The 26,317-nt window shown below is 67.5% G+C and carries 26 protein-coding genes and 1 pseudogene; 7 read left to right on the forward strand and 20 right to left on the reverse strand.

Features of this window, described 5'->3' with window-relative positions:
* Nucleotides 1-967 precede the first annotated feature (967 nt).
* From KBY96_RS16380 to KBY96_RS06315, 3 genes are read left to right on the forward strand one after another with little or no spacing between them, the layout of a single operon-like run.
* Nucleotides 968-2,083 (forward strand): aKG-HExxH-type peptide beta-hydroxylase, encoded by a 1,116-nt coding sequence (locus tag KBY96_RS16380; RefSeq protein ID WP_254978491.1) that lies wholly within the window; start codon nucleotides 968-970, stop codon nucleotides 2,081-2,083.
* On the forward strand, nucleotides 2,084-3,523 hold the full coding sequence (locus KBY96_RS06310; protein ID WP_254978492.1) for a class I adenylate-forming enzyme family protein: 1,440 nt from the start codon (nucleotides 2,084-2,086) through the stop codon (nucleotides 3,521-3,523).
* Nucleotides 3,520-4,581 (forward strand): hypothetical protein, encoded by a 1,062-nt coding sequence (locus KBY96_RS06315; protein WP_254978493.1) that lies wholly within the window; start codon nucleotides 3,520-3,522, stop codon nucleotides 4,579-4,581. Before KBY96_RS06310 ends, KBY96_RS06315 begins: the two co-directional genes overlap by 4 nt.
* Before the next feature lie 23 nt (nucleotides 4,582-4,604).
* Here the strand turns inward: KBY96_RS06315 and KBY96_RS06320 are convergent, their stop codons facing one another.
* Entirely contained in the window at nucleotides 4,605-4,817 is a 213-nt protein-coding gene (locus KBY96_RS06320; RefSeq protein WP_254978494.1) for a phosphopantetheine-binding protein, read from the reverse strand.
* A 434-nt stretch (nucleotides 4,818-5,251) separates the two neighbouring features.
* On the opposite strand from KBY96_RS06320, the gene KBY96_RS16515 reads away from it, so the two are divergent.
* On the forward strand, nucleotides 5,252-5,452 hold the full coding sequence (locus KBY96_RS16515; RefSeq protein ID WP_396122284.1) for a GNAT family N-acetyltransferase: 201 nt from the start codon (nucleotides 5,252-5,254) through the stop codon (nucleotides 5,450-5,452).
* Here the strand turns inward: KBY96_RS16515 and KBY96_RS06325 are convergent.
* The 7 genes from KBY96_RS06325 to gloA form a co-directional block, all read right to left on the reverse strand.
* Nucleotides 5,360-5,770 carry a hypothetical protein gene (locus tag KBY96_RS06325; protein ID WP_254978495.1) on the reverse strand — a complete coding sequence of 137 codons (411 nt, stop codon included), beginning with the start codon at nucleotides 5,768-5,770 and terminating at the stop codon, nucleotides 5,360-5,362. The two genes, KBY96_RS16515 and KBY96_RS06325, sit on opposite strands and share 93 nt — an antisense overlap.
* A gap of 689 nt (nucleotides 5,771-6,459) precedes the next feature.
* A complete protein-coding gene (gene rplA, locus KBY96_RS06330) occupies nucleotides 6,460-7,167 on the reverse strand; it encodes a 50S ribosomal protein L1 (RefSeq protein ID WP_254978496.1) in 708 nt (235 codons plus the stop codon).
* Between the two features lie 109 nt (nucleotides 7,168-7,276).
* Nucleotides 7,277-7,702 carry a 50S ribosomal protein L11 gene (gene rplK / locus KBY96_RS06335; protein ID WP_254978497.1) on the reverse strand — a complete coding sequence of 142 codons (426 nt, stop codon included), beginning with the start codon at nucleotides 7,700-7,702 and terminating at the stop codon, nucleotides 7,277-7,279.
* Between the two features lie 105 nt (nucleotides 7,703-7,807).
* Nucleotides 7,808-8,473: a transcription termination/antitermination protein NusG gene (gene nusG / locus KBY96_RS06340; protein ID WP_254978498.1), complete on the reverse strand. Its 666-nt coding sequence runs from the start codon at nucleotides 8,471-8,473 to the stop codon at nucleotides 7,808-7,810.
* 43 nt (nucleotides 8,474-8,516) lie between these two features.
* Nucleotides 8,517-8,735 carry a preprotein translocase subunit SecE gene (gene secE / locus KBY96_RS06345; protein WP_315859476.1) on the reverse strand — a complete coding sequence of 73 codons (219 nt, stop codon included), beginning with the start codon at nucleotides 8,733-8,735 and terminating at the stop codon, nucleotides 8,517-8,519.
* 191 nt (nucleotides 8,736-8,926) lie between these two features.
* The gene (locus KBY96_RS06350; protein ID WP_254978500.1) at nucleotides 8,927-11,716 is read right to left on the reverse strand and encodes an ATP-dependent Clp protease ATP-binding subunit; all 2,790 of its coding nucleotides are present in this window, start codon (nucleotides 11,714-11,716) and stop codon (nucleotides 8,927-8,929) included.
* Nucleotide 11,717: 1 nt separating this feature from the next.
* Entirely contained in the window at nucleotides 11,718-12,116 is a 399-nt protein-coding gene (gene gloA, locus KBY96_RS06355; protein ID WP_254978501.1) for a lactoylglutathione lyase, read from the reverse strand.
* 145 nt (nucleotides 12,117-12,261) lie between these two features.
* Between gloA and eno the strand changes: the two genes are divergently transcribed.
* Complete coding sequence (gene eno / locus KBY96_RS06360; protein WP_254978503.1) at nucleotides 12,262-13,554, forward strand: phosphopyruvate hydratase; 1,293 nt, start codon at nucleotides 12,262-12,264, stop codon at nucleotides 13,552-13,554.
* Nucleotides 13,555-13,562: 8 nt separating this feature from the next.
* Here eno and KBY96_RS06365 read toward each other — a convergent pair whose 3' ends face one another.
* The 4 genes from KBY96_RS06365 to argJ are packed head-to-tail and all read right to left on the reverse strand — an operon-like array spanning nucleotide 13,563 to nucleotide 17,407.
* Entirely contained in the window at nucleotides 13,563-15,254 is a 1,692-nt protein-coding gene (locus KBY96_RS06365) for an AarF/ABC1/UbiB kinase family protein (RefSeq protein ID WP_254978505.1), read from the reverse strand.
* Nucleotides 15,251-15,592, reverse strand: coding sequence for a hypothetical protein (locus tag KBY96_RS06370; protein WP_254978506.1), 342 nt, complete (start codon nucleotides 15,590-15,592; stop codon nucleotides 15,251-15,253). Before KBY96_RS06370 ends, KBY96_RS06365 begins: the two co-directional genes overlap by 4 nt.
* A 42-nt stretch (nucleotides 15,593-15,634) precedes the next feature.
* Entirely contained in the window at nucleotides 15,635-16,111 is a 477-nt protein-coding gene (locus KBY96_RS06375; RefSeq protein WP_254978508.1) for a hypothetical protein, read from the reverse strand.
* Nucleotides 16,112-16,120: 9 nt separating this feature from the next.
* Nucleotides 16,121-17,407 (reverse strand): bifunctional glutamate N-acetyltransferase/amino-acid acetyltransferase ArgJ, encoded by a 1,287-nt coding sequence (gene argJ / locus KBY96_RS06380; protein ID WP_396122288.1) that lies wholly within the window; start codon nucleotides 17,405-17,407, stop codon nucleotides 16,121-16,123.
* Between the two features lie 60 nt (nucleotides 17,408-17,467).
* Here argJ and coaE point away from each other — a divergent pair, with 60 nt between their 5' ends.
* Nucleotides 17,468-18,877 (forward strand): dephospho-CoA kinase, encoded by a 1,410-nt coding sequence (coaE, locus tag KBY96_RS16385; RefSeq protein WP_315859473.1) that lies wholly within the window; start codon nucleotides 17,468-17,470, stop codon nucleotides 18,875-18,877.
* Nucleotides 18,878-19,058: 181 nt separating this feature from the next.
* Here coaE and KBY96_RS06395 read toward each other — a convergent pair whose 3' ends face one another.
* The 6 genes and pseudogenes from KBY96_RS06395 to KBY96_RS06415 form a co-directional block, all read right to left on the reverse strand.
* The gene (locus KBY96_RS06395) at nucleotides 19,059-19,661 is read right to left on the reverse strand and encodes a chloramphenicol phosphotransferase CPT family protein (RefSeq protein WP_254978512.1); all 603 of its coding nucleotides are present in this window, start codon (nucleotides 19,659-19,661) and stop codon (nucleotides 19,059-19,061) included.
* Nucleotides 19,662-19,674: 13 nt separating this feature from the next.
* The gene (locus KBY96_RS16520; RefSeq protein WP_396122289.1) at nucleotides 19,675-19,788 is read right to left on the reverse strand and encodes a hypothetical protein; all 114 of its coding nucleotides are present in this window, start codon (nucleotides 19,786-19,788) and stop codon (nucleotides 19,675-19,677) included.
* A gap of 148 nt (nucleotides 19,789-19,936) precedes the next feature.
* Nucleotides 19,937-20,290: pseudogene (locus KBY96_RS06400) on the reverse strand (Asp-tRNA(Asn)/Glu-tRNA(Gln) amidotransferase GatCAB subunit B); the annotation flags it as partial.
* Nucleotides 20,291-20,352: 62 nt separating this feature from the next.
* Nucleotides 20,353-21,189, reverse strand: a complete 837-nt coding sequence (locus tag KBY96_RS06405) for an iron dicitrate transport regulator FecR (protein ID WP_254978514.1) — start codon at nucleotides 21,187-21,189, stop codon at nucleotides 20,353-20,355.
* Complete coding sequence (locus KBY96_RS06410) at nucleotides 21,186-23,084, reverse strand: adenylate/guanylate cyclase domain-containing protein (protein ID WP_254978516.1); 1,899 nt, start codon at nucleotides 23,082-23,084, stop codon at nucleotides 21,186-21,188. Before KBY96_RS06410 ends, KBY96_RS06405 begins: the two co-directional genes overlap by 4 nt.
* Nucleotides 23,085-23,118: 34 nt before the next feature.
* Complete coding sequence (locus KBY96_RS06415; protein ID WP_254978517.1) at nucleotides 23,119-23,832, reverse strand: FecR family protein; 714 nt, start codon at nucleotides 23,830-23,832, stop codon at nucleotides 23,119-23,121.
* Nucleotides 23,833-23,875: 43 nt separating this feature from the next.
* On the opposite strand from KBY96_RS06415, the gene KBY96_RS06420 reads away from it, so the two are divergent.
* Nucleotides 23,876-24,061: a dephospho-CoA kinase gene (locus tag KBY96_RS06420; protein WP_254978519.1), complete on the forward strand. Its 186-nt coding sequence runs from the start codon at nucleotides 23,876-23,878 to the stop codon at nucleotides 24,059-24,061.
* Between the two features lie 72 nt (nucleotides 24,062-24,133).
* Here KBY96_RS06420 and KBY96_RS06425 read toward each other — a convergent pair whose 3' ends face one another.
* Both KBY96_RS06425 and gatB read right to left on the reverse strand, forming a co-directional pair.
* Nucleotides 24,134-24,712 (reverse strand): 2OG-Fe(II) oxygenase, encoded by a 579-nt coding sequence (locus KBY96_RS06425; RefSeq protein ID WP_254978520.1) that lies wholly within the window; start codon nucleotides 24,710-24,712, stop codon nucleotides 24,134-24,136.
* Between the two features lie 104 nt (nucleotides 24,713-24,816).
* Nucleotides 24,817-26,301 carry an Asp-tRNA(Asn)/Glu-tRNA(Gln) amidotransferase subunit GatB gene (gene gatB, locus KBY96_RS06430; protein ID WP_254978522.1) on the reverse strand — a complete coding sequence of 495 codons (1,485 nt, stop codon included), beginning with the start codon at nucleotides 26,299-26,301 and terminating at the stop codon, nucleotides 24,817-24,819.
* Nucleotides 26,302-26,317: the final 16 nt, after the last annotated feature.

The raw sequence follows: 26,317 nt of genomic DNA on the forward strand, positions 1-26,317 counted from the left end.
GGCAAGTTTCGGCTCCCAGAAAGGTGAAATCAGGCCAATCGAGGCTCAGATCCGCCAAAAATTGTTCATTCCGAGCAAATTGGAACCTTGGCCTCTCTTTCAGGGCTCGTTGCCCAGAGGTTCCTTAAAATTCCCGCCGAATGAACCCGTCCACCATTCGGTTGGCAAGCAATAGCTTAGCCGGTCAACATGAAACGGCGGCTAGAATTTACTATTGCAAAAAGCGGAACGCCCAATGCTCCAATCTGATTTTAGTCTTCCCAGCAGACTCTTCGGGTTTCAACTGATAACTGCTGCCTATACTCCCGTTACCGCCAAGATGGGCAATGGTGACTGGCCAATCGAGCCGCAAGATAAGTCTTCACCAACCAGTTCAGCGCTCACTGCCAAGGTTGCAGATCCGGTAGAACCGATACAATCCAGCAACACTCACTTCACCAATCCACAGCGCGCTCTCACCTGACTCCCCATAAGAAATCTCTCTCAAATCAACCGACCCATGCAACATCTGACATCAGCATCCGGTCTCTTCGGTTTCATGCAATCTGGCGCGATTGAATCGCACACCACCGCCAAGGTGTCATCAGATACTGAGCCGCATCCCGATAGTCAGCGAGCTTGCGAGCCCTCTACCAGCAGCTCACACAAGACCTTTGCGATTCGCAATGCTTCATAGATACTCGCTCTAGCATCTGTTGATTGAGAACGCTCTCAACCGAGCGCTTCTTCTCAATTTGCGTCATCAGTTTAGCCTCATTCTACTACCGCATTGATCTAGTGAACACTACCCATTCCCCAGCTCCCCTCAACCTTTCGCGCGTCCCTTGGCTTCAAGCTAGTTGAGATCACAAATTCGGCTACCACTTCCAAGGTTGGTGGCTTGGAACCCATGCCCGCGAAACCACCCACCAAGCCGTTGGCCAGCTGAGTCGCCTAGTTCCCCTTCTGCGGTTCAAGGACTGAGGCTGTGATTGCTGACGAGGTCGGCCTTAGCAATAGGGTTCTTAGCTGTCTGAACAGCGCCCAAATCCACTTGGCTGAGTCTCTTTCGCTGCTTGACAAAGCTGCGCCTGATTTATCCATTGGTGATGTTGTTCGAGAGTTAAACTTGCTCTTGAGCCAACACCCTGTTGGGCTGAGCCCTTGGATTTATCTTGGCTATTACGAGCTTGGAAAAGTGGTGTTGCAGGCAGGGGGCAATCCCCATCCACCTGGTGGGCCACCCCAGCCAAGCCCTGATCAGCAGGTGGTGGAGTTCCATGCAGCAAACGCACTTGCACTGATCCAGCATGGATTGACAGCGTCTAGATTCAACACCGAAGCTCGCAATCCACAGGTCATAGGCTTCGGCGATCCCGCCGAGGCCTCTGCTCAGATGTGGGCTACACTGCTGGCCATGTTGCAGGAGGGAGGTGATTTTGTCGTCGACATTTGTTCGCCAAGCAGCGAGACAATTGGACAATTTGAAGCGGCAATTCGCGATGCCCGGCGTTTGATCTCACTGGTGAACCCAGCGCTGGATACCCTGATGAGTCGGCTGCAGCGACTGCTGCTGCTGGCTGAACCAGGTCCGCAGGCTCGTACCGCCGGGCAGAATTTCGGGGGCGCCACCGCTTTCTTCTTTCGCGGTGGCAGCGTGATCAACGCCAGCCGGCAGCTTCACCCCACAGCGATGCTGGAGCTGCTGGTGCATGAATATGCCCACGGTGAACTGTTCGCCCTGGGGCAGGAGCAGGTGCTGTGCCTGAATCAGGATGATGAGCGCTATCCGGTGCTGATCCGCAGCGATCCTCGGCCGATGCATGGCATCCTCCATTCCCTCCACGTGGTGTCGCGGGTGGTGGGCGTGATTGACAAGATCCTGCAACTCTCTCCGGCTGCACTCCCTGATGGGGGTGCATCACAGCCTGCCTTCCGCGACTTGCTGGTTCGTCAGCATGCCTACGGGCGCTCCTCCCTGGCCGCCATTCGCGAGCATGCCCGGCTCACCCCTCTTGGCCAGGAGGTGGTGGAGGCCGCGGTCTGGCGGCTGGGTCTGCAACAGGCCGAGCCGTCCTACCTGCAGACCGCAGAGAGCCTCTGAATGCCGACGACCTGCCTGCGCAACCAGCTGCAGGAGCGTTGGCTGCACATCACCGCTGCGGATCCAGGTGCACCGGCCATCGACTGGCTGGGGGAGGAGACCCTCAGCTTCCAGGACCTGGCCGAACGGGTTGCGAATGAACAGTCTCAGCTCGAACGGCTGATCACAGCAACCGAGTCGAACGCAATGCCCAGGGTGGGTGTGCGGATCGCCAATGGCGCCCAGAACCTGATCAGCGGGCTGGCACTCTTGCTGGCGGGCATTCCTCAGGCCATCCTGCCGATCACTGCCACAGCTACGGAGCAAGAACACCTGGAGCGTCGTCTCGGGCTGAGCCATCGGCTCGGCCACGAAACCCCGCAAACTGAAGGGCCTTGGACCTTCCTGGGCCGTGTGCCCTCCGGGCTGGGCTGTTGGCACAACCCCACCCAAGAGCTGACGGAACCTGGAGACCCGGGCGATCCCGACGTCTTTCTGGGTACCACGTCTGGCACCACATCCGGGTTGCCCGGAGTGATCAGGATGCGGGCCAAGGCGGTGCTGGCCCCTGCCAATCCCGATTCCCCCTACCAGCAGGTGCGGACCCCGCTGCTGGGAGAGGGTCTCCAGAATTGGAGCGCCCGCTTATACAAACTGATGACGCTGATCCGCGGTGGGCAGTTGGTGATCCGCCGATTGGATCAGCCGTTTCAACCTGGAACCATCCCGTGCCGCTGTGACGGCATGCCGATGCCCCCGAACATGCTGCGGATGCATCTGGCCTGGGACGATCTGCGCCACTGCCCGGAGGGTTTTCTGCTGATCAGCGGCAGCGACCGTGTGCCCATGGCACTGCGACAGGCAGTGGTCGCCAGCGGACCCGTGCGTCTCGGCATCACCTACGCCACCAGCCAGAGCGGCCCCCTCACCTGGCTGCCGCCCGAGGCCGTGCTGGATGAACGGGAGTCGGTGGGCTGGCCCATCCCCAGCGTGAAGCTGGAGCCCACAGGTCCGGAGCGCTACGCGCGTGACGGTTTGTGCTTTCGCGAAGTGATCGCCACAGCTCCAGGCCGCGACCCGTTCAATCCCGGAGATCTGCTGGCGTTCTCGGCATCAGGCCAGGTGATCTTCGGGGGCCGCTCCAATGATGTCTTCCTGTTTTCAAGCCTGCTGATCTCACCCTTTGAGATCGAGGAGGTGCTGAGCCAGCACCCGGCTGTGGAGCAGTGCGTGGCCTTCGGGGCCCAATCCGAGCGCTACGGCGGAGTGCCGATGGCCGCCGTGCGCCTGCGACCCGGCCATGAAGCCGCCACAGTTCTCACCGAACTCGACCAGCTGGCCCGCGACAGCCTCGGTCATCGCCGTCCCCGCCGGATCATTCCCCTGGACACCATCCCCGAGGGGCCAACGGGGAAGCCACTGCGACGGGTTCTTAGTGAGCAGTTCGCGCTCCAAACATGACCGTTCCCCCCCAACTCGCCTGGGAAGAGCTGGAGCGGCAGCTGCGCGCCGAAGACCCGCAGATCTGGTATCAGCGCCTCAAGACCTTGGAGACCAACCGCTTCAATCAGCATCAGATGCTGCTCGACCGCTTCGCCACGGGAAGCGAACTGAAAGCCCTGTTCAGGCTGGCCCGCCGCGATGCGAACGCCCATCCCGGGTTCCAGCCATGGCGACAGAAGGCAAAACAGTTCTCACCGTCCTATGGGTCGGCCACGGCGCGCTTCCGCCGGCGCGTGCACCGGGGCCGACACCACGAGATCCTGCACTATCAAGGCGCTCCTCTACCCGGTACCGACCCATGTCCTCGGCCTGTGTTGATCGGCTTCACCGGGAATGTGGGCCTACTGATGGCACCAACCCCTTACATTCTGTCGGCGCTCGGGATCATCGGACACGATCTGCTGCTGGTTCGACGGCACACGTTGGAGGGATATTTCCACCACGAGGGACAGGTTTTGCGAGACATCTCCCGTCATCTACGTCAGCGTCTGGAAACGCTCGCCCGCCGCGGCCTCTGCCGTTCCCAGGTGCAGTCTCTGGGCACCAGTGCCGGAGGACTTGCAGCCCTGGCGGTGGCCCAGAGGCTGGCACTGGCCCAAGGAGTGGCCATCGGTGCAGGGGGTGGGCCGGAAACCTTTCGTCCCGGTGGCCCAGTGCAGAGGGCCCACTCCGGGATCGGCAGCTGGTGGCCGCGCTCCCAGCGGACACCCCTGGTGCTCGCGTACCCCGAGCACAACGATACCGACCGCGTGAGCGCCGGCTGGGTCGCCAACTACTACCAGCAAAAGCACCCTCGCCAAACCACCATCAGCGGACGTGCCTACAGGGGCTGCACCAACCACACACTGTTTAAGGATCTCATCCAGCAGGGGGTGACTCTGGAGGACGCCCTGCCCGGCCTCCTGCGCCGAGGACCTTGGGCCGACACTGCGGCGAAACATACTGATCCGCTGGCCCGGAAGGTGGGGGCGGCAGAGCTGCAGGCTGGACGAATGGTCGCTGGCGAGAATGTCTGAGCCGTCGCTGGCCTCCAGGACGTTCAGTCCACCTGGGCCCGGATCGACTGGATCAACGCCTCCACCGACTCCATGGTGATCAGGGTTTCCGGGGTGATCACCACCCCATGATCAAGTTCCAGATGGATGCAGAACTCCATGCGGCCGAGGCTGTCCAGCCCAAACCGCTCGATCGGCAAGGTGGCGTGATGCTGACGCAGCTCAGCCTCCAGCCCCTCGAGATTCGGCGGAGGCAAGGAGAGCGACCGAAGCCCGTTCAGGATCAGGTCAATCTCCCTGGCAGGGTCAAGGACCTCATCCACACTCACTGTTCCAGATCCTGGCGAATCGCTCACAGTCTGCTCCACACCAGGCAATCGACCACCAGACTGCCCCTGCATGACAGTGACGAAGCTCCATTCGTGAGGAACCAGCCGAAACTTACCGCACCAGTAGGGGCGCCACAGCTGATCCGCGAGGTCGAATCAGCTGTGGCGCCATCGCTCTTGCAGCCCTGGTCAGCAGCCTTGGTTACCCCTGCTCGGCAGAGGAAATGGAACAACGACTTGACTCCATGCCCCGGCATCTCTACAAGAAATTCGTAGCCGGGATAGATGGAGTTGCCACAGGACTGGTAGGAGTTATCATCGCTCCCGTTTATACCCACAATGAGCCGATTGGCTGAATCCTGGTGCTGGTAGTCGATCCCGCACAGCGAGGACAGGGCATCAGCAATCGACTTCTCATCCATGCCGAGCACTACATGGTCAGCCGGGGCGTGCGGGCATCCCAGCTCTACTCAAAGATGTCCAACCGGCCGGCCCACCTCTTTTACAGCAAGCGGGGCTACGCGCCCGAAGCATTTCGGTTTCTCAAACGCCTGGCTGGCTGAATTCGCCGTGGGGATCGGGTCCAGCCCATCGACAAACTGCACCACAGCCATGGGAACGGCGCCATAGACGCTCGACTCAGCACCGAAGACCACAGCTTCTCGAACACCAGGCTGGGCTTCAAGGAAGGCCTCCAGTTCAACCGGCGAAACCAGCACGCCTCTCAGCAGAAAAACATCGTTGGCTCTGCCAGCGAAGGCAAACTGGCCATCCTGCAAACGACGGAGGTGATCCCCCGGACGAAAGCCGTGGAGGTGTTGCTGGTGAGTTCGCCACCCACCACCGACCTCCGGGACAGCGAGCATCTGGGTCTTCTCCACAATGATTTCGACAGCCCCGTCAGCACCCGCTCCTCCACAAACCCCAGGCACACCCCCGGAACAGGCCAGCCGACAGACGCCTCCGCTCCCATGGGCTGATCGGAGGGAAGGAAGGTGATCGGACCGCACTGTTGCTGGCCCCAGGTCGCCAGCCCTGAGGTGCGAAGCCGGGGCTATCGCTAAGTATCCAGTCACAACCATGCATCCCCACCAGAGCCTCGATCTCCTGGGAAGGGGCATAGCCCGGCAGCACAATCTGGCAGTGTCCGACCAGCAACAGTGCGATCCCCAAGACGAGATTGGGCAGGCCATCTTCAAAGTGGATGCCGATCTGACCGGGGTCATCAAGCCAGCCACCACCTACCAGCGCGGAAGTGGGCCTGGTGCACGGCAAAGGCGAATGCGTCGCGGGTCGCAGCCCGTTCCGTGCTCCACACGACATCCGCAGCCGGAGCCTCTTCCTGCCAGCCTTGAATAAAGATCCGGAGAAGCTGGCGCAGGTCGCCGCAGGCCTGGGCCAGTTGCTGGTGCCGAGGAAGACCTCCCGCTCCGGGCCAGCCGCACAGGCGGTTCACTGCAACAGGGGCATGGTGATCAGCGGATTGCTGAGAGCACCTTGTGAACAACCCGCTGTTCCAGCCGGCTCACCGAAACGACGGCCAACAGAGGAGTCGCTCTCCCCCACTCGCTCACCCCTCCAGCTTGAAGTCCTGCAGGGCGGTGAAGTCAACCTGCACCGAGGGGCCCATGGTGGAGGTCACGTAGAGGGAGCGCCAGTAGCGGCCCTTGGCGCCGCTGGGTTTTTGGCGGTCGATGGTTTCCTGCAGGGCCTTGAGGTTGTCGAGCAGCTTGGCGGCGTCGAAGCTGGCCTTGCCGAAGCGCACGTGCACGATGCCGGTGCGGTCGGCGCGGAACTCGAGTTTGCCGGCCTTGAATTCGGCGATGGCCCCGGCCAGGTTGGTGGTGACGGTGCCGGCCTTTGGGTTGGGCATCAGGCCGCGGGGACCGAGCACCCGGCCCAGCTTGGCCACCTTGGGCATCATGTCGGGGGTGGCGATCAGCAGGTCGAAGTCCATCTGCCCCTGGGCGATGGCGTCGACCAGGTCCTCGTCGCCGGCCAGGTCGGCCCCGGCGGCCTCGGCGGCGGCAACCGCTTCACCGCGGGCGATCACGGCGATGCGGATGGACTGACCCGTGCCGTGGGGCAGGGCCACGGTGGTGCGCAGCTGCTGATCGGTGTATTTGGGGTCGATGCCCAGGCGCACGTGGGCTTCGATCGTCTCGTCGAACTTGGCGGTGGCGTTGGCCTTCACCAGCTCAATGGCCTCGAGCGGGGCATAGGCCCGGTCGACCACCTTGGCGGCCAGTTCGGTGTAGCGCTTGGAAATCTTGGGCATGGCAGGAGTGGGGTACGGGCGACCTTGCGGTCTCCCCCGGGTTGGGTGAACGGTGAACGGGACTGGCGCGGGTGGCCAGGGCGAATCGGTCTGCGAATCAGTCAGCGAATCAGTCGTTGACGGCCACGCCCATGTTGCGGGCGGTGCCTTCGATGATGCGCATGGCCGACTCCACACTGCTGCAATTCAGGTCGGGCAGCTTGGTCTTGGCGATCTCCTCGAGCTGGGCGCGGGAAATGGCACCCACCGACCCCTTGGCGGAGGTGGCGGCACCCTTCTCGATGCCGGCGGCCTTGGAGATCAGCACCGAAGCGGGCGGGGTCTTGGTGACGAAGGTGAAGCTGCGGTCTTCAAAGACCGAGATCTCCACCGGAATCACATAGCCGGCCTTGTCCTGGGTGCGGGCGTTGTACTCCTTGCAGAACGCCATGATGTTGACGCCGTGCTGACCGAGGGCAGGGCCCACGGGAGGTGCCGGATTGGCTTTGCCGGCCTGGAGGGCCAGCTTGATTACGGCAACGACTTTCTTGGCCATCGTCTGGGGCTAGGGGGCGGATCTGCGGATGACCCCCATCGCCGGGGGTATGCGGGAGACGGCCGCCCTCCGCAGGGAGACGGCCGCTGAGCCTTGGCCGCGGCCTCAGCTCTGCTTGCTGATCTGGGAGAACTCCAGTTCCACCGGGGTTTCGCGGCCGAAGATCGAGAGCAGGGCCTTGAGCTTGTTGCGGTCGCCCGACACCTCGATCACCTCGCCCTGGAAGTCCTTGAACGGACCGGCAGTGACCAGGATCTGATCGCCTTCGGCCAGATCCACCTTCACCACCGGCTTCTTCTCGGCCGCGCGCTTGAAGATGCGGTCTACCTCCTGACGGCTCAGGGGGCGGGGCTTGATGTGGCCCCGGGCCCGCGCTGTGGCGCGGCGCTCTTCGGCCCCCACGAAATTGATCACGTTGGGGGTGCTGCGCACCGCCATCATCGTGTCTTCATCGAGCACCATGCGCACCAGCACGTAGCCGGGGAACACCTTTTCCTCGGTGCTGGTGCGGTTGCCGTCCTTCTTGATCTTCACCCCGGGGGTCTGGGGGATCTCGATCTCGAGGATGCGGTTGTCCACGCCGAGGGTCACGGCCCGCTGCTCGAGGGTGGCCTTCACCTTCTTCTCACAGCTGGAGGCCACCTGCACCGCATACCAACGGGCCACCTGGCGCTTCTCAGCCTGCTCAGCTGCAACCGCCTCACTGGCCTCAGCGCTGGGGGCGTCGATGACAGCTGGGCTGAGGAGGCTCTCGGGCAGGGACTCGGACACGGGGCTCACGGAAAAAACGATCGACGGTTATGGATTGGCGAACTCAGCGGAACACCTGGGAAGCGCCCCATCCGAAGAGGCGGTCGATGGCGGCGATGGCGGCGGCCGACAGACCCACCATCAGGATCACCGCCACCGATTCACTGAACAGCTGCTGGCGGCTCGGCCACACCACCTTGCGCAGCTCATCGAGGGTGGCGGCGGTGAAGCCGGCCGGCTGCAGGTCGCTGGTGTCCGCGGTTTCAGCCGCGGCTGCCCCCACAGCACCATCTGCCGCGCTCCCAGGTTCCGGTTCGGTGGCCGTGGCGGCCTCCTGACGGGACTGGGCGGATTGGGGCGAGTCGGGCTCCACGGCGGGCTCGGCTGGGGTGGACAGTCAGGGCGCTGGAGACGCCACGACGCTGGGGCCGCGACGCTGAGGCGGATGACTGTGCGTCTGGGCAATCTCTCACCCTACCGGAGGGACTGGAAGCTCAGCTCCCCGCCCCCCTCGGAAGCCAGCTCCACCCGCACGCCGGCAGCGCCGCTGAAGCACTCCGCCAGCAGCTGCGTGGCCAGGGGATTCTCGAGACGCCGGCGCAACACCCGCCGCAGGGGCCTGGCGCCGTATTCCGGCTCATAGCCCTGCTCCGCCAGGGCCTGCACCACCGGCTCCTCCACCACCAGCTCCAGCCCCTGCTCAGCCAGCAGCGCGCCCAGTTCGGCCAGCTGCAGGCGCACGATGCGCTGCAGATCGTCGGCCGCCAGGGGGCGGAAGCGGATCACCTCATCGATGCGGTTGAGAAACTCGGGGCGGAAATGGCTGGCCAGCGCCGCCTCCACCGCCTCATCGAGCTGCCGTTCACGGACCTCGGGATCGGCGCCCGAGCGGGCGTTCTCCAGGATCGCCCGGCTGGCCAGGTTGCTGGTCATGATCACCACGGTGTGGCGGAAGTCCACGGTGCGGCCCTGGGAATCGGTGAGGCGGCCGTCGTCGAGCACCTGCAGCAGCAGGTTGAACACCTCGGGGTGGGCCTTCTCCACCTCATCGAGCAGCAGCACGGCGTAGGGGCGGCGGCGTACCGCCTCGGTGAGCTGGCCACCCTCCTCGTACCCCACATACCCGGGGGGGGCCCCCACCAGCCGGGCCACGGCGTTGCGCTCCATGAATTCGCTCATGTCAAGGCGCACCAGGGCCTCCTCCTCGTCGAACAGGGCGGCGGCCAGGGCCTTGGCCAGTTCGGTCTTGCCCACGCCGGTGGGGCCCAGAAACAGGAACGAGCCCACCGGCCGGGTGGGGGCCTGCATGCCGGCCCGGGCCCGGCGGATCGATGCCGCCACCGCCGCCACCGCCTCCACCTGGCCGATCACCCGCTTCTCCAGCCGGGCCTCCAGTTCCAGCAGCTTCTGGCGTTCACCCGCCAGCAGGCGCTGCACCGGGATGCCGGTCCAGCGACCCACCACATCGGCGATGTCACCGGCCTCCACCATCTCCCGCAGGATCGACTCCCCACTGCGCTGATCAGCCAGCTGCTCGGACTCCAGGGCCTCACGGCGCTGCTGCAGCGCCTGCAGCTGGTCCACCTGCAGCCGGGCCGCCTCCTCCCAGGCCCCATCGCGCTCGGCCTCGGCGATGGCCTGGCGCAGCTCCTCCTCCTGCTGAAACAGCTCCCGCAGCTCGGCGAGCTGCTCCCGCTCCCGCTGCCAGCGCTGCCGCACCTGCTGCAGGGCCTCGGTGACCCGCTGGCGCTGCTGCTGCAACGTCACCCGTTCGGCCTGCGGCGCCGCCTCAGCCGAGAGCAGGGCCAGCTCCACCCGGCGCAGTTCGGCCTCGGCGGCCTCCACCGGCTGGGGCTTGGAGGTCACCTCCATGCGCAGCTGGGCGGCGGCCTCATCGATCAGGTCGATGGCCGAATCGGGCAGGCTGCGGTCGCTGATGTAGCGCTCGGCGAGCCGGGCGGCGGCCACCAGCGCGCCATCGCTGATGGTGACGCCGTGGTGCAGCTCGTAGCGCTCCTTGAGGCCGCGCAGGATGGCCACGCTGGTCTCCAGGTCGGGCTCGCGCACGACCAGCTGCTGGAAGCGCCGCTCCAGGGCCGGATCCTTGGCGATGCTGCGGCGGTACTCCTCGGAGGTGGTGGCACCGATGCAGCGCAGTTCGCCGCGGGCCAGGGCCGGCTTGAGGATGCTGCCGGCATCGGCGCTGGAGCGGTCGCTGCTCACCACGGTGTGCAGCTCGTCGATGAACAGGATCACGCCGGGATCGGCGTCACGCACCTCCGCCAGCACGGCGCGCAGGCGCTCCTCAAACTGACCGCGGAACTTGGCACCGGCGATCAGAGCCCCCAGATCGAGGGCCACCAGGCGCTGGCCGAGCAGGGCTTCGGGCACCTCCGCGGCCACGATGCGCTGGGCCAGCAACTCCACCACGGCGGTCTTGCCCACGCCCGGCTCGCCCAGCAGCACAGGGTTGTTCTTGCTGCGGCGCGAGAGCACCTGCATCAGCCGTCGGATCTCGGCGTCGCGGCCGATCACCGGATCGAGCTCGCCGGCGCGGGCGGCGGCGGTGAGATCCCGGCCGTAGCGCTCCAGGGCCGTGGGCTCGCTCGCCTCGGCCTCCAGGCGCAGCTCCCCGGCGGCGGCCTCGCTGTCGGCGCCGCGGGCGGGAGCGGGCCTGGGAGCGGGGGCCTGAGCCGGGCCTGGAGAGGCGGCGGCGGGGGGGTCGATCCAGGCGTCGGCGGCGGCAGGCGCCGGAGCCACCGGGGCCGGGCGTTCGCTCCGGGGCTCGGACACCCCCGGCCGCAGGCAGCGCAACAGCTGCTCCTCCCCCAGCCCCTCGGCCGCCAGCAGCGACGCGCCCAGGCGCGGTTCATCCAGCAGGGCCAGCAGCAGATGGGGGAGATCGATCAGCCGCGACCCCCAGGCGGCCCGGCAGCGGTCGGCCTGCTCGAGCAGATCCTCAAGGGCATCGCCCACGTAGAGCTCCGGGCCCTGGCCGCCGGGCTGCTCCAGGCAGAAGCTCTCCAGGCCATCGAGCACCCGGTCGGCATCGATCGGCAGGCGCCCCACCCAGCTGGCGAAGCGCCGCTCCAGCAGCAGGGCCTGGAGCAGATGCTCCACATCCATGGCGCCGTGGCGCCAGCGCCGGGCGGTGTCCTGGGCGGCCAGCAGCAACTCCCAGGCGTCGTCGCTGAAGCGCTCGGGTTCGCGGGTGAGGCTCACGCCCAGCTGCTCCTCGGCCAGGACGGGGGAATCGCTGGGCATCTCAGGCGGCGGCGCGGGAGGAGAGCTGGATCAGCTCGACTTTGTAGCCGTCCGGATCCTCCACAAAGGCGATCACGGTGCTGCCGTGCTTCATCGGCCCCGGTTCGCGCACCACCCGGCCGCCCTTGGCGCTGATCTGCTCACACACCCGGTGGATGTCCTCCACCCCCAGAGCGATGTGGCCGTAACCATCACCCAGCTGATAGCTGCTGGTGTCCCAGTTGTGGGTGAGCTCCAGCACCGTGTGATCGCTCTCCTCGCCATAGCCCACAAAGGCCAGGGTGAAGCGGCCGCCGGGGTACTCCTTGCGGCGCAACAGGCGCATGCCCAGCACCTCGGTATAGAAGGCCAGGGAACGCTCCAGATCACCCACCCGGAGCATGGTGTGCAGCAGTCGCATGGGCAGGGGGCGCAATCAACCCATTGTGGTGGCGCCGGTGATCGCGCCGGTGGGGGTGTCGGTTGGCCCATGCAGTGCCCTCAGGCACTGCGGCAGCCCCCGGGGTGACCCATAAACTCCACCCCAGCACTTCAGCACCGTCCCTGTGATCGATTCCCTCGACCTCGTGATCGACACCGTGGTGGCCCGCGAGGTGCTGGATTCCCGCGGCACCCCCACCGTGGAGGCCGAGGTGCTGCTGGAGGGCGGCGCCAGTGGCCGGGCGATCGTGCCCAGCGGCGCCAGCACCGGCGCCCACGAGGCCCACGAACTGCGCGACGGCGGCAGCCGCTACATGGGCAAGGGGGTGCAGCTGGCGGTGAGCAACATCGAAGAGAAGATCGCCCCCAGCCTCTGCGGCCTCAGCGCCCTGGATCAGGGTTCCGTGGACACGGCCATGATCGAACTGGATGGCTCCGACAACAAGAGCGCCCTGGGCGCCAACGCCATCCTGGCGGTGAGCCTGGCCACCGCCAGGGCGGCCGCCAACGGGGTGGGCCTGCCCCTCTACCGCTACCTGGGCGGGCCGATGGCCAGCCTGCTGCCGGTGCCGCTGATGAACGTGATCAACGGCGGTGCCCACGCGGCCAACAGCCTGGATTTCCAGGAATTCATGCTGGTGCCCCACGGCGCCCCCAGCTTCAAGGAAGCCCTGCGCATGGGCACCGAGGTGTTCCACACCCTCAAGGGTCTGCTCAAGGACAAGGGCCTGAGCACCGCCGTGGGCGATGAGGGCGGCTTTGCCCCGGATCTGGGCAACGAGGAGGCCGGCGAGCTGCTGGTGCAGGCGATCGAGAAGGCCGGCTACCGCCCCGGCGACCAGATCTCCCTGGCCCTGGATGTGGCCAGCACCGAATTCTTCAGCGATGGTCGCTACGCCTTCGGGGGCGGCAACTACGACAGCGCCGGCATGGTGGAGGAGCTGGCCAGGCTGGTGAGCCGCTTTCCGATCGTGTCGATCGAAGACGGCCTGGCGGAGGACGACTGGGAGGGCTGGGCCCTGCTCACCGCAAAGCTGGGCGACACGGTGCAGCTGGTGGGGGACGACCTGTTCGTGACCAACACCTCCCGTCTGCAGCGCGGCATCGAACAGGGGGTGGCCAATTCGATCCTGATCAAGGTGAACCAGATCGGCTCTCTCACCGAAACGCTCCAGGCGATCGACCTGGCCGGGCGGGCCGGCTACACCAGCGTGATCAGCCACCGCAGCGGCGAAACCGAGGACACCACCATCGCCGACCTGGCGGTGGCCACCCGTGCCGGCCAGATCAAGACGGGCTCCCTCAGCCGCAGCGAGCGTGTTGCCAAGTACAACCAGCTGCTGCGCATCGAGGACGAACTGGGCAGCCAGGCCGTCTACGCCGGCGCCGAAGATCGGGGACCCCGCGGCAAGGGCTGAAGCCGCCCCTACTGGCCGCTGCCCATGCCCGGCAGTTGATCGAGGCGGCCGTCGCGCCTCAGGCGTGCCTGCAGCTTCAGCCAGCTGAGGCCCACCGGTACCCCGAGCACCAGGGGAACGGCCACCAGGGCCGGCCGGGCGCTCACCGCCAGCAGGGCGGCGGCCACGGCCAGGCCGGCCAGCAGCATCGACTGGCCGGCGCTCTGCTGGGCGAGGGCCAGGCGGCGCAGCAGGCGGTCGGTTTCGCCGGCGCGGATCTGCACCTGCAGATCCCCCTGCTCGATGCGCAGGAGGCTTTCATCCAAGCGCCGTGGAATGCCCAGGGCGCGGCTGCCCACTTCGGCAGCCTGGCGGGAGAGCTCACCGAAGAGGTCGGAGCCGCCCGGCCCCCCGCCAACGCCACCGGGTCCACTGCTCGAGGTCATCAGGGGAAGCAGGTAGGGACGGGCGATCGACACCAGGCTAAAGCCGGGATCGAGGCTGCGGCCCACGCCCTCGAAGGTGGACAGGGCGCGCATCACGAAGATCAGCTCCGGCGGCACGCGGAACGGCTGGCCATAGACCAACGCGTAGAGATCACCGGAGAGCTTGTTGATCACGTTGGCCGAGAACGGCGGCGTCAGCGCGTCGGCGAGCATCACCCGCACCAGACGCCGCACCGGCCCAGGATCCACCTCCGCCGCGATCACCCCGGCGGCCTGCAGCTCCTGCACCAGGCCACCGGCATCGCGGCCGGCGGCGGCCCGCACCATCCGGCCCAGGCGTGAGCGCAGCCGCCCGGAGATCTGCCCCATCATCCCGAAGTCGTAGTAGATGAGGGCACCATCGGGGGCCACCGCCAGGTTGCCCGGGTGGGGATCGGCATGGAAAAACCCGAAGCGCACCAGCTGCTGCAGGTAGCTGGCGGCGCCCTTTTCGGCCACCGCGGCCGGATCGATGCCGGCCTCCAGCAAGGCCTGACGATCGGTGACTTTGATGCCGGGCACGTAGTCGAGGCACAGCACCCGGCGGGCACTGAGCTCCCAGATCACCGCCGGGATGCGGATGCCGGGGTCGTCGAGAAACTGCTGGCGAAAGCGGGCGGCATGCTCGGCCTCGAGACGGAAATCCAGCTCCCGCAGCAGCACCCGCCGGCATTCCTTGGCGATACCGATCCAGTCGCGGCCCCGGCCCCAGCGGGGATGGCGCTGCACCAGGGCCGCCACCTGCTGCAGCACCTCCAGGTCAAGCCGGAACAGGTGCTCCAGCCCCGGCCGCTGCACCTTGAGCACCACCTGCCGGCCGCTGCGCAGGCTGGCGCGGTGCACCTGGGCCAGGCTGGCGGAGCCCAGGGGCTTGGGGTCGAGGTCGATGATCTCGGCGCAGCGCTCAGCCAGCTCCGCCTCCAGCAGTTCCTGCACCACCGCGAAGGGGAAGGCGGGCACGCTGTCCTGCAGGAGGGCGAGTTCCTCCACCAGCTCGGCGGGCAGCACATCGGGCCGGGCCGAGAGCAGCTGGCCCAGCTTGATGAAGGCCGAGCCGAGAGCCAGGAACTCGGCGGTGAGCCAGCGGGCCCGGCGGCGGGCCCGCTGGGAGCGGCGCTCGGGGGTGGGCCCGCCGGGATAGCTCCAGCTCTGGCCGTCCCACCACAGCCCCAGGCTCAGACGCAGGGCCAGCCACCAGATCCGCAGCGGCCGCCAGAACAGGGGGCGGGCGATCACGACACCTGATCGAGGCGACGGCTGAACCCAGCAACCTGGGACCTCAGTCCATCGATGCGCTGCTGCACGTCCGCCGCTGAGGGCACCGGTGATCCCGGGTCATGGCCAGCGGGCCAGGCCAGGTCGACATCGGAGGCGGGGGGGGCGGCGGCATCACGCTCGAGCCGCTGGGCTTCCCGCTCCACCTCGTCCCAGAACAGCCGCAGCTCCCGGCGCACCTGCTCCGGCGCGTCCTGCAGCACCACAGCGGCATTCGCGGCCGCATCCAGCAGACCACTGCCGAGGCGGGCCCCCAGCCGGGCGAACACCGCCTGCATCAGGGTCTGGGGAGCTGGCATCGGGGCCTGCCGCGGCTGGGGGAACTGTGGCAGATGGAGGCTTCAGGGGGTGAGCAGCTCGGAAGGCGCCGAGCTGGGCGGATCCAGGGGTGGCCGGGGGTCGGCCGCGGGCGGAGGCGCAGGGGCGGGCAAGGGCAGAGGGGCGGGGGCGGGCTCCAGCTCGCGGCTGAGGGGGGGCTCCAGCCGCTCGCGCTGACGTTCGGCCTCCAGCTCCTGTTCCCGCTGGCGCCGCTCGGTCTCAACCTTGCGCTGCTGCTCCTCCTGCTCCAGGGCACCGAGATCGCCGCGGATCGGCCGGGGTTCCTCGCCCAGCTTCAGCCGCAGGCTCTCCAGGGTGGTGCCGGGAAACTCCTTCATCCGGAACGACTCCACCAGTTGTCCCCCCCGAGGAAGCTCCAGCTGCATCAGGCGCTGCACCACGCCGTAGCCGAGGCCGAAGCAGAAGCCCGCCAGCAGCGGAATCCGCCAGCGCTGCGGCACCACGTGCCGGGACGAGCGAACCGGGGCGGGAGTCACCATCGAAGGAAGTTAGGTGGTGTAATCGGCGTTGATGCGCACATATTGGTCGGAGAGATCACAGCCCCAGGCCACTCCCCGGCCGGGGCCATCGCCCACCCGCAGGCGGATCAGCACCGTGTCGCCGCCGGGTCCGCTGCCGCCCAGGTAGGCGCCGGCGGCCCGTTCGCGCAGGGTGGCCGAGGCGGCCGCCCGATCGAAGGGCAGCGGCTCGCCGGCGGCCATCAGCTGGTGGTCCCCCAGCCACAGGGCCACGGCCGCCGCATCAAAGGCCACCCCTGCCCGGCCGGCGGCGGCCACGATCCGGCCCCAGTTGGGGTCGCGGCCGTGCACGGCGCACTTCACCAGCGAGGAGCCGCAGACGGTGCGGGCGATGGCGCGGGCGCCGGCGTCATCGGCCGCTCCCTCCACCCGCACCTCGATCAGGCAGGTGGCGCCCTCACCGTCGCGGGCGATGGCACGCGCCAGATGCTGCGACACCGCCGTCAGGCCGGCCTCCAGCGCGTCGAAGTGCTCAGGGCTCAGGGGCTCGCCGGCTGCAAACGCCAGGAACGTGTCGTTGGTGCTGGTGTCGCCGTCCACCGTGATCGCATTGAAGGAGCGATCCACCGCCCGCCGCACCATGGCCTGCCACAGCTCCGCCGGCACGCCGGCATCGCAGCTCAGGTAGCCGAGCATCGTGGCCATGTCGGGGTGGATCATTCCCGAGCCCTTGGCCATGCCGCCGATGCGCACCGTGCGGCCGCCCAGCGTCGCCTCCAGGGCGATCTGCTTGTCCACCAGGTCGGTGGTGAGAATCGCCCGGGCTGCCGCCGGGCCACCGTCGGGGCTGAGGGCGGCCACCAGGGGATCGAGGCCCGCGACCAGGGTGTCCATCGGGATCGGCACGCCGATCACGCCGGTGGAGCAGATCAGCACCTCCTCAGGCGCCAGGCCCAGGCGCTCAGCCGTCGCCGCCGTGGCGGTGAGGCTGTCGGCCAGGCCGCGCCCACCGGTGCAGGCGTTGGCCTGGCCGGAGTTGGTGAGCACCGCCCGGGCCCGGCCGCCTGAGGCCTGCAGCCGCTCAGCGCAGAGGTCCACGCAGGCGGCCCGCACCAGGGAGGTGGTGAAGGTGCCGGCGCACACGGCCCCCTCGGGGGCCAGCAGCAGGGAGAGGTCGGGCTTGCCCGAGGCCTTCAGGCCCGCAGTGATCGCCGCCGCCAGAAAGCCGCTGGGAGCGGTGAGGCCGCCGGGGATCGGGGTCCAGGGGTGAGTCAAGGCAGGGCGGCCAGTGTCTGCATCCTGAATCGGCGCCTGCAGCGGATCGAGCCGGAGGCCGATCCCACGGAAAATGGGTGCGCATGAGGGGCGATGCCAGCCATGGATCCGCGCAACCGCCTGGATGCCGAGGCGGCAGCGCTCTGCCACCACCTGGCGGGCACTGCCTTCCCCTGGGACATCACCCGCGCCCTGGAACTGGCCCTGCTCAAGACGTTCTGCCTGCCCTCGATCTCAGCGCTGCTCAGCCGGACCGGTGAATTCGAGCAGCGGCCGCGCAAGCGCTACGACGACACCGGGCTGATGGTGGCCGAACTGCTGCGCCATGGCCCCGACAGCCCGGACGGCCTGGCGGTGATCCAGCGGCTGAACCGCATCCACGGCCACTACGCCATCGCCAATGCCGACTTCCTGTACGTGCTCTCGGGCTTCGTGGCCGAACCGATCCGCTGGCTGGAGCACTACGGCTGGCGGCCGCTCACGGCCGGGGAGCAACAGGCCCTGTTCCGCTTCTGGCGGCATGTGGGGGAACGCATGGGCATCACCGGGTTGCCGGCCAGCCTCGAGCAACTCCTGGCTCTGAACAACCGGGTGGAGGCCAGCCTGTTTGCCGCCGCTGCCTGCAACCGGCGGGTGGCCGATGCCACCCTGGCCATGCTGCTGGCGGACTGGCCTTCTGGCCTGCGCCCGCCTCTGGCGGTGCTGCTGCGGGGGGGGCTGGGGTTGGCCCTGCGGGCCCGCAGCCGGCTGGTGAACGGCTGGCAGCGGCTGCATCCGCCGCGTCGGAGCCGGTTTTATTCAGAGCGGCCCACCCCCAGCTACGGGCGCCACTTCCAACTGGAGCAGCTGGGTCCACCGCCGTTGCTGGAGGGGCTCAACCAGGCCCGCTGGAGCGGCCAGCAACGCCGCATCGGCCTCACCGGCGGCATCGCCAGCGGCAAGAGCACCGTGGGTCGGCTGCTGGAGGCCCGGGGGCTGCCGGTGCTCGATGCCGATCTCTATGCCCGTGAGGCCCTGGCACCGGGCAGCCCGGGAGCGCAGGCGGTGCGGGAGCGCTACGGCGAGCGCCTCGGAGGAGAGGGACCCGAGGCCATCGATCGCGCCACCCTGGGGCGGATCGTGTTTGCCGATCAGGCCGAGCGGCGCTGGCTGGAGCAGCTGGTGCATCCGCTGGTGCGGCAAAGGTTCGAGGCGGAGCTGAAGCGGTGGGCGGCCGCACCGGTGGTGGTGCTGATGGTTCCCCTGCTGTTCGAAGCGGGCCTCGAGGGACTGTGCAGTGAGGTATGGCTGGTGGACTGCGCTGCCGAGCACCAGCTGCGGCGACTGATGGCCCGCGATGGGCTGCCCGAAACCGAGGCCCGGGACCGCATCGCTGCCCAGTGGCCTCTGGAGCGCAAGCGGGCCCTGGCCGATCTCGTGCTCGACAACCGCGGCCCCGCCGAAGCCCTGCATGAGCAACTCACGGCAGCGTTGGCGGGAGGGGCGGGTGACCGACCAGCACAGCCGTCCTAGGTGGCCGTTCGGGCACTGACGCGCTGGCCAATGAACCGATCGCCACGATCGAGGGTGCCGTGGCCAACGGCTCCACAACGGCGTCGCCTTCTTCGCGGAGGACTCCTTTCAGATGAACCGGGGCTTCAGCAAACCGGGAGCGCCTCAGCAGCCAGCACCGAGCTGATGACCGGCGGCCGCATCAACCCGCTTGCAGAGCGGAGACCACCCGGTCCACGCAGGCCTCGGGCCCCAGCTGACCAGAATCCAGGGTCAGGTCGTAGGTGCAGAACCGATGCACCACATCCGCCAGGCCTCTGGCCCGGCCAAGGACGCGGTCGCCGCGGGCCCTCTCCCGGGCCTCAAGGATGGCCAGGTCACAGGTGATGCCCACGCTGAACACGCGCAGCCCGGCGAAGGCGGCTGTGCAGCTGTCCATCATCTCCTGATCATGCAGGACATAGTCGAAGATCACCGGGTTGCCTCCCTCCACCAGCGTGCGCACCACTGGAGCCATGGCCCCGATCAGGCGCCGGAAGACCGGGCCAAACACGGGCCGCACATCCAGCGGATCCCCCTCCTCGGACACCCGATGCATCTGCACGCCCTGGGCGGTGAAAGGATCGGATACGTCCTGCCGAGGCGTGTCTGCCCCCCTGTAGTAGCGAGGGGCAGCGAAAAAGATCAGGTCATCGAAGCCCAGGCACAGATAGGGGTGCTCGATCCGCGCCTGCAGCCGGCGGCAGAGAGTGGACTTGCCGGCACTGGACGGTCCGTTGACAACAATGACGTCCGGCCAGTTCACGCCGTCGACCTGATCAAGGGACCCTCAAAGCTATACCGCGCACACAGCCCCTCAGCTGCTCGCTGCGGATGCGTTTGCCGGGCTGGGGGTCGGCCCGGCCGCCGGTGCGCTTCATCAGCTGCCCCACGAAGAAGCCCTGCAGCTGGGTCTTGCCGCCCCACCACCTGGAGAGCGGAGGGGTCGATGCTCATTGCCAGGCCGCGCTCCGCCACGAGCGCCTTGGCGAAACCGCCCTTCTCAAGCAGCTCCGGCAACTCCTCGGCTTTCAGACGCAGCTCGGAGATCGGTTCGTCGTACTGGGAGATCTGGTAGTTCCTGGGCAGATCGGGATAGAAATACTGCTTGCGATCAAACTTACTGTGCTCAGCGATATGAGGATTGAGGGCCATTGCTGCCTTCACTGCATACTCGAGCACCTTCCGATTGAGCACCTTCCGATGAAGCACCGGCAGGGTGCCGGGCAGCCCGCACACCGCAGGATCAATGTGGGTGTTGGGGTCGTCATCGAAGGCGGTGGAGGCGGCGGTGAAGATCTTGCTGGCGGTGCCCAGCTGCACATGGGTCTCGAGACCGATCACGGCCTCCCAGTCGGCTTGACCTGTTGCCTGCCCTGCCCGTTGCGAGTGCACCAGGGCTGATCCTATGGACCGGCCCGCCGCAGCGTCCGCCGGGGCCCCACCGTCAGGGACGTTCAGCGGGCAGGACGCAGCTCCCGTTCCTGGCCACCCCCACTGCCACCGCCGCCGTTGCCGGAGCCTCCCAGGCCGAAGCCGAACCCGAAGGAGAACCCGGGTCGGCCGCGGCGTTCACGGGCCTGCGGCTGGGGCAGCTCCACCCCCGGCACGTTCGACTGCAGATGGGCCTCCAGGGCCGCCTGCTCGGGCAGCGGCGAGCGGAAGCCCTCGAACAGGGGGCCCCGCAGGATCGCCCGGTAGTCCTCCGCTGTGAGGGCGATCTGGGTGACGAGTCCCGGGCCAGCAAACCAGCGCAGACGCTGGCCGCTCGTCAGCAACCGTGGCGCCAGACCGCTGGGCTCCCCGTCGCGCAGCAGCTCCACCTCCAGGCGGCCCTCCAGGGAGGTGACCGCCGTATCGCCGTTCTCGAAGACCTCCAGCACGTAGTTGGTGCCGCGCACGCTCAGGCGCAGCGAACGGGTGCAGCCCCCCTGCCGGCCCGAGATCAGCAGCTGACCTTCCTCCAGCCGCAGGCAGTCGCTGCCCAGCCGGAGCAGGGAACGGCGCGGCATGCGGCCGCCCGCCCCGCTGCTGAACAGCAGCTGGGCACGGGTGTCGCGGGTGCTCACATCCTGGGGCTCGCGGGCCACGTCCTTCACCCGGGCCCGTTGCCGGTCGATGAACAGGTCGGGTCCGTCAAGAATCTCCTGCACAGTGGCGCTGAGGACGGGGACCTGGGCGGCTGCCGCCGGCGGCAGCACCATCGGCACCAGCGCCACCAGTGCAACGGAGGGAACCAGCAGCACCAGCGCCGGCAGGCGGCCGGCAGGGCGATGGCGGGACTGGCTGGTCATGGACTGGTCTCCAGGGCGGGCACGGCGTCGCAGGTGAACACCGGCTGGGGATCCATGCCCTTGACCGGGGTCTCCCCCAGGCTGCGCACCGGGATGGCATTGCGCACCAGCTCGGCGGTGGCGGCATCGAACAGCACCGGCACCTCCAGGTTGCGGGTGAGGCCCTCCATGCGGCTGGCGAGGTTGACCTTGTCGCCGATCACCGTGAACTCCATGCGCCGGGGGCTGCCGATCTGCCCCACCAGCACCTCGCCCGAGGCCAGGCCGATGCCGCTCTCGAGTCCGGTGCAGCCTTCCTCCGCCCACTGCTGATTGAGACGCTGCAGGGTGTGCCGCATCGCCTGGGCGCAGCGCACGGCCGCCTGGGCTTCGGCGGCGACACCCCGGCTCACAGGCGAGCCGAACACGGCCATCACCGCATCGCCGATGAACTTGTCGATCGTGCCTCCATGGGCCGTGATCACCTCCACCATGGCGCCCAGATACTGGTTGAGCTGGCGCACGTGCAGCTCGATCTCACCGGTGCGGCTGCGCCGGTTGGTGAGCTGGGTGAAGCCCTTGAGATCGGAGAACAGGATCGTCACCGGCAGCAGCCGCCCGCGCAGCATGCCCTCGGCGTCCGCCGGGTCGGCGAGGATCTCGGCCACCACGCTGGGCGCCACGTAGCGCTCGAAGGTGCGGCGCAGGCGGCGGCGCTCGCGCTCCTCGTTCAGGTAGGCCGCCCCGCCGTGCACCAGCCCCAGCGCCACCAGCCCCGTGGCGGGCACCAGCAGGGGAATCCAGGTGTGGATCCAGAACAGCGCCAGTACGGCGGCGCCGAACAGCAGGCCCAGCCCAGCCCCCGTTACGCCGAGCCGCCAGCGCAGGCTGCCCCTGGCGAGAGCCAGCAGGGCCACAATCAGCACCGCCCCCGCCGCAAGCAGGCCCCGCTGCATGGGCCCGGCCGGCCAGATGCGCAGGCCGTCACCCTGCAACGAGTTGGCCGTGGCCGTGGCCAGCACCTCCAGCCCCGAGAGGTTGCCGAAGGGGGTGGGTGTGCCGGTGCCGCCCTGGGCCGCCACCGGGCCCACCAGCACCAGAGCCCCGCGGATGCTGCTGCGCTGGGGGTGGTTGCTCCAGCGCTGGGGGTCGAGCACCTCCCACGCCGCCAGCCGCAGGAAGCGGCCCTCGGCTCCATACACATTGAGGCTGCGCTCGGCATCGGCTTGGCGGCTGGGGCGCCCGGCCTGCTCCAGCAGCACCCGGGGCAGGGACGGCAACGCCATGGGGGGGTTCACGGTCGCCAGGGAGCAGCTGAAGGCCTCGGGATGGCGAGGGGAGACCTCGCCCGACAGCTCCGGCAGGATGTTGGAGAGTCCGATGCTGGCCGGCCCGGCCGCAGCCAGCAGCATCTCCGGAGGCTGCACCAGGCTCAGGCCGGCGAAGCCGCTCTCGCTGATGTCGAGCACCTCGGCGGCCAGGGCCACCCGACCCCGCGACCGCTCCAGAGCTCCAGCCAGGGCGGCGTCGTCGGCCGCCCCCCGGCTGCTGGCCCCCTGGAACACAAGGTTGATGCCCACGGCGGCGGGTTCGGCCTCCCTGAGCCGGTCGAGCAGATCGCCGTAGCGGGCCCGGGGCCAGGGCAGGGTGTGGATTCCCTCCGCCCAGGGCGGCACCGGCTCACCGGCGCTGCCCTCATCGCTGAACCAGGCTCCCTGCTGCAGGGTGGCGTCGTCGATGGTCACCAGCACCACCGAATCCGGAACCGACCTGGCCCCCCGCAACCGCAGGAGCCGGGCCTCCAGCCCGCGCTCGAGGGTGCGCACCGCCTGCGGCGGGAATGCGCTCAGCAGCCCCGCCGCCAGGGTGAGCAGCGCCGTCATGGCGGCCATGGGCGCCTGGTTGCGCGGTCGCATGGGCGTCAGGACAGGAGGGGGGCGAGACCGGCGCCTAGAAGAGGCGCGGCACCATGTTGAAGCCAGGGAGGACCGGCCTCAGCGGCGATGCGGGCAGATTCACGCCGGGCACCGATCGCCTCAGATAGCTCTCCAGCGAAGCGATGCCCGGTAGCGGGGTGCGGAAGCCCTCGAACAGGGGCCCTCCGAGGATCCCCCTGTATTCGCCGGCGCTCAACCGAATCAAGGTGAGCACCACTCCCTCCGGCGAGAGTGTGAGCCGCTGGCCGGCCTCCACCGTGGTGGGCTCCTCCCCGGTGGGTTCCCCATCCAGCAGGGGCTCCACCTCCACGCTGCCCTCCAGCACAGCGATCTCGGCAGCGCCATTCGCATCCACCTCGAGCACGTAATTGGTGCCCCGCACGCTCAGGCGGGCCGAGCGCGTGCAGCCGCTCTGGGGACCGGAAACCAGGATCTGGCCGCGGTCGAGCTGAAAGCAGCCGCTGCCCAGACGCAGCAGGGAGAAGCGGGTGAGACGGCCCGCGGCACCGGTGGTGAACAGCAGCTGGCCGCGGCTTCTGCCGGTGCTGATCTCCTGGGGCGCCACTGCCCGCTGCTGCACCCGTGCCTGGCGCTGATCGATGTAGAGCTCGCGGCCATCGAGGATCTCCTGCACCGTGGCCCCCTGGCGAGCCCTGGCCGGGCCGGCGGCAAGACCCAGCAGCAGGGGTAGGAGCGCGGCTGAAACCAGGGAGAGCGGAACTGCCATCTGCTGCCGCTCGGAGATGCGGAAGAGTCTATTGATCAACGCAATGGCGGGAGCACGGGGCAAACCCGAGCTGGAATCGCTGTGCAGCGAGGTGTGGCTGGTGGACTGCGCCGAAGTGCAGCAACTGCAACGGCTGATGGAGCGCGACGCTCTGAGCGAGGGTGACACCAGCCGGAGGATCGCTGCCCAGTGGCCTCTGGAGCGCAAACGAAGAAATGCCGATTTCTGATCGACAACCGAGGTAGGCCCCAAGAGCTGGAGACGCAGGTGAAGCTGACATTGACCAGGGAAAGTCAGCGGATCAGACAGTGGGAAGAGGGTCAGCAGGGCGAGGGTACTGACGAAACCACTTCGTGACGATATATTTGACGCCGCAATGAACCTTTAATCCCCCATGCAGCGTGTATGGGTTACCCCCTCCGTCGCCATACAGATTGTTCCAGGCCAGGCCCATGCCAGCCACTGGCTCGAAGCGGCGGCCAATGCGATGAAAGAGGGTCTGACCACCCTCCTCAACACTGTTGAGATAGATCATCACGGTCCAGGTACGCTGGCCCAGATAATCCAGCTGACGGCAAGCAGCGGGACCATCGGGTGAAAACCAATCCGTGTGGCCGCCATAGGCTTCACCCGGTGAATAGCGCTGTCCCTGCAGGGGATCGGAATAGGCCGGATCCATGCCGATCAGGTCCGCACAGCGGCGGTCGACCCTGCTGGCGAGATCAGGCTCCAAGGAGGCCAGGTGGCAGGTTTGGCTGCTGCGATGGGCTGAGATCCCTGCGAGGGTCTTGGAGCGTTCCAGGTTCCGATCAATAGCCTCAATCACCTCGCGGCACTCCCGCTTGTTGAGCAGTCCCGGAATCTCATAGATCTGGGCCAAGGGCGTATCCAGCCTCCAGGCTCTCGGACGGTGGTCGGGCCGAGTCAGAGGCGCAGCCACCATCGCCTGGAATAACAGGGCCGACTCCAGGTCACGGGCCGTCATCACCCCTTGAGCTTCTGGTTGAGGATCTGGTTGGCCAACTTGGGATCGGCCTTGCCGCCGGTGCGCTTCATCAGCTGCCCCACAAAGAAGCCCTGCAGCTTGGTCTTGCCGCCACGGAAGGCCTCCACCTCCTCGGGATGGGCCGCCAGCAGCTCCTCCACGATCGCCGTGATCGCCGCCGGGTCGCTGATCATGCCCAGGCCGCGCTGCTCCACGATTGCCTTGGGGGAGCCGCCCTGCTCCAGCAGCTCCGGCAGGAGCTCCTTGGCGATCTTGCCGCTGATCACACCGGCTTCGATCATCTGCACCATTTCGGCCAGCTGCTCGGGCCGGAAGGGCAGCTCGGCATAGGCGAGCCGGTTGGCATTCACGTGGGCGGCGATGTCGCCGGTGATCCAGTTGGTCACCCCCTTGGCATCACCGCCGGCGGCGATGGCCGCCTCGAAGTAGTCGGCCATGGCGCGCTCGTCGGTGAGCACTCGGGCGTCGTACGGCGACAGCCCCAGCTGCTCGGCATAGCGGTGGCGCTTGGCGGCCGGCAGCTCCGGCAGTTCGGCCCGCCAGCCCTCGCGCAGCTCGGCGCCCACCTCGATCGGGCCGAGGTCGGGATCGGGGAAGTAGCGGTAGTCGCTGGCGCCCTCCTTGGAGCGCATGCTCTTGGTGAGCTGCTTGCCCTCATCCCAGAGGCGCGTTTCCTGCACCACCGGCTCACCGGCCTCGTAGGCCTTGATCTGGCGCTGGATCTCGTAATCGATCGCCTTCTGGATCGCCGAAAACGAGTTCATGTTCTTGATCTCCACCTTCGTACCAAAGGGGGCATCGGGGCCGCGCCGCACCGAGATGTTGACATCGCAGCGCAGGGATCCCTCCTGCATATTGCCGTCACTCACCCCCAGATAGCGCATGATCCGGCGGATCTCCGAGGCGTATTCGGCCGCCTCGCGGCCGGTGCGCAGATCGGGCTTGCTCACGATTTCGGCGAGGGCCACCCCGGCGCGGTTGTAATCCACCAGCGAGTGGGTGGAGCCATCCAGACGATCGCTGCCGGCGTGCACCAACTTGCCGGCGTCCTCCTCCATGTGCAGGCGCTCGATGCCGATCGTTTTCAGATAGGTGTCCTTGCCCTTTTCCGCCACCTCCACCTCGATCCAGCCGTCTTCGGCAATCGGTTCGTCGTACTGGGAGATCTGGTAGTTCTTGGGCAGATCGGGATAGAAATACTGCTTGCGATCAAACTTACTATGCTCAGCGATATGAAGATTGAGGGCCATTGCTGCCTTCACTGCATACTCGAGCACCTTCCGATTGAGCACCGGCAGGGTGCCGGGCAGCCCGCACACCACCGGATCAATGTGGGTGTTGGGGTCGTCGCCGAAGGCAGTGGAGGCCGAGGTGAAGATCTTGCTGGCGGTGCCCAGCTGCACGTGGGTCTCCAGGCCGATCACGGCCTCCCAGTCGGCTTGACCTGTTGCCTGCCCTGCCATGCCCAATCCAATTGCG

This window comes from Cyanobium sp. ATX 6A2 (assembly GCF_024346355.1).
GTDB lineage: Bacteria > Cyanobacteriota > Cyanobacteriia > PCC-6307 > Cyanobiaceae > NIES-981.